General features: G+C 51.3%; 1 protein-coding gene. It reads right to left on the bottom strand.

What is annotated here, in order from left to right; genetic code table 11:
• The coding region (locus FS628_RS33240) for a 5-deoxy-glucuronate isomerase (RefSeq protein ID WP_369008906.1) at positions 1 to 308 on the bottom strand (308 nt) is incomplete at its 3' end.

The following is a 308-nucleotide window of genomic DNA, read 5'->3' as shown; positions in this document are numbered from 1 at the left end:
GGAGGGGGGTAGGTGGGTTTTGGGGGGGGAAGAGATATAGGGATTTGGAATTGGGTAGGTGGTGTGATGTGGAGTTGATGGGAAGTTGAGAGGTAGACGGAATAGGGAGGGATTTTGTGGAAAACACTCATTGTTTTGCCGATATTGTCGGATGTGTTGTGGGGAGTATTTAGATTAGGGAAGGGAGTGAGAAGGAGGACAGAGAGTTGGTGATGAGGGGTGTGAGGGGTTAGGGTGTGGGGGTGGGGGAGGTTGGGTACGTGAAAGGGAAGATAGTGCGATGCAGGGGATTGGGGTGTTAGGTTTAT

The sequence above is a fragment of the Paenibacillus xylanexedens genome, assembly GCF_007676705.1.
Lineage (GTDB): Bacteria > Bacillota > Bacilli > Paenibacillales > Paenibacillaceae > Paenibacillus > Paenibacillus xylanexedens_C.
Note: the sequence above shows the minus strand (reverse complement) of the source record. Positions and strands in the feature narration are given on the sequence as shown.